Origin of the sequence: Chrysanthemum yellows phytoplasma (genome assembly GCF_000803325.1) — a bacterium.
In the GTDB taxonomy this organism is placed as follows: domain Bacteria; phylum Bacillota_I; class Bacilli_A; order Acholeplasmatales; family Acholeplasmataceae; genus Phytoplasma; species Phytoplasma asteris.
This window is the reverse complement of record NZ_JSWH01000041.1, coordinates 1-1,880: the sequence shown is the minus strand read 5'-3', so window position 1 is coordinate 1,880 and position 1,880 is coordinate 1. Positions and strand designations below refer to the sequence as shown.

Annotated in this window: 2 protein-coding genes; both read left to right on the top strand. The window is 25.6% G+C overall.

Annotated features, from left to right (window positions below; translation table 11 throughout):
* Nucleotides 1-1,031, top strand: a 1,031-nt coding sequence (locus OL66_RS00680; protein WP_238568767.1) for a transporter substrate-binding domain-containing protein, incomplete at its 5' end; no start/stop codon positions are given.
* Nucleotides 1,032-1,033: 2 nt separating this feature from the next.
* A complete protein-coding gene (locus OL66_RS00675) occupies nucleotides 1,034-1,768 on the top strand; it encodes an ABC transporter permease subunit (RefSeq protein WP_034172061.1) in 735 nt (244 codons plus the stop codon).
* Nucleotides 1,769-1,880: the final 112 nt, after the last annotated feature.

Here is a 1,880-nt window from a genome sequence, read left to right as displayed (position 1 = left end):
TAAGTATAATTTTTTTAATTACAAAAACTTTTATTAATAAAAAATATAATCCCAAAAGAGGTAATAAAATGAAACAGAATAAAAATTTAATTATTAGTTTAGTTGTTGGTGCTTTTGTAATTTTAGGCATAATAGGAGGAATTGTATGGTGGCAACTAACAAAAGATAAAACAACTACTCAAACCACCCCAACCGAAGAAATTGCATTAAATGGCGATTTAGTAGTAGGAATGGAACTTGAATACGCTCCTTTAGAATGGGTTACTATGGGAAACAACGAACAATACAAAGACCAAATACATCCTATTCAAGGAAAAAAAAATGGATTTGCTTGTGGTTATAATGTAGCAATTGCTAAAAAATTAGCTAAAAAGTTAAGTAAAAAATTAATTATTAAAAAAATAGATTTTGATGGATTATTTAATGCTTTAACAAGTAATGAAGTAGATTTAGTTATTGCAGGACATACCAAAACCCCTGAAAGAGAAGAAACAGTTGCTTTTTCAGACCCTTATCATTTTGGATCAGTTAAAGTTATCTTACACAAAGATTTAGAAGTAAACAATCTTGCAGATTTAAAAGAAAAAAAAATAGCTTACCAAAAAGATTCTGCACACGAAAAAAAAGCAAAAATGATAAGCGATCATCCTCAAGAATTACAAGATTTAAATGCTTTTAATTTAGGATTGCTAGCAAAAACAATTGATGGTTATATTTTAGAATCTGATTTTGCAGAATTATTTATATCAAAAAATCCAAAATTAGCAAAATCAGTTCCAAACATCGATAACCAATTAATGGAAAAAATCAAAGAATATTATTACTCAAACCCTCAACTTACAAAAGAAGAATGCCAAACTTTCCAAAACACCAAACAATCACATATAGCAATCAAAAAAGAAAATGAAAAATTAACAAAAGAGGTCAATAAAGCATTAGAAGAACTACATTTTACACAAGATAACCAAACAACTCAAGCATTAAAATTAAAAGCTGTTCAATATGCAAAAGATGAAAATGCTAATTTATAATAATGTCAAATATTTTTAATTGGTTTAATTTATTAAAAAGATTATTAAAAATATATTATCCATTATATAAAGAAGGCTTTGAAACCACATTTAAAATTGCTTTCTTTGGTACCATAGGAGCTTTTATAGTATCTTTATGTGTGCTTTATATTAAAGGAATCATAACTCTTAATAAACATACAAAAATGAGTTTAAAAAAACAATATTTCTTTAAAATACTTGATAAAAGCATTAATGTTTATATTTTTATTATTAAAAGTATTCCTATGATGTTGCAAGCAATGTTTTTTCATTTCGGACTCAAAGGAACTGGTTATTTTAAATGGTTAACTCCATTGCAATCTGGTTTATTTGTAATTATTTTTAACTCAGCTGCTTATCTTGCTGAAGTTATGATTAAAAATATGGAATTTTTTGACTCTGGACAAATTGAAGCATCATTATCTTTGGGGATGACACAAACACAAACCTTTAAAAAGGTTGTGTGTCCCCAAGTTGTCCGTAAATCTTTATTAAGAATTTCTAATGAATTTATTGTTAATATCAAAGATAGTAGTGTTTTTGGAGTTATTGGCATAAATGAACTTTATAATGCAGGAAGCACAGTAAACGCATCTGTTGCAAGTGCAAATGCAAAAATATTGGCTTTAATAGTGCCTGTCTTTGTTTATTTAGTTTTGGTGTTATTAGTTTCTTTGTTATTGAAAAAAATAGAAAAAATAAATGATAGAAAATAAAATTATGTACAAAAACATAATTTTATTTTTCCATTTGTTTATATAATATTAATGGTGAAAGTGTAATTTAAAAAAGTATATAAATATTATTAAATATTTTGCTTTAATAAAA

What these genes read in the sequence shown, in the direction of transcription:
- OL66_RS00675 (WP_034172061.1), top strand. Translation starts at nt 1,034, where the DNA reads ATGTCAAATATTTTTAATTGGTTTAATTTATTAAAAAGATTATTAAAA.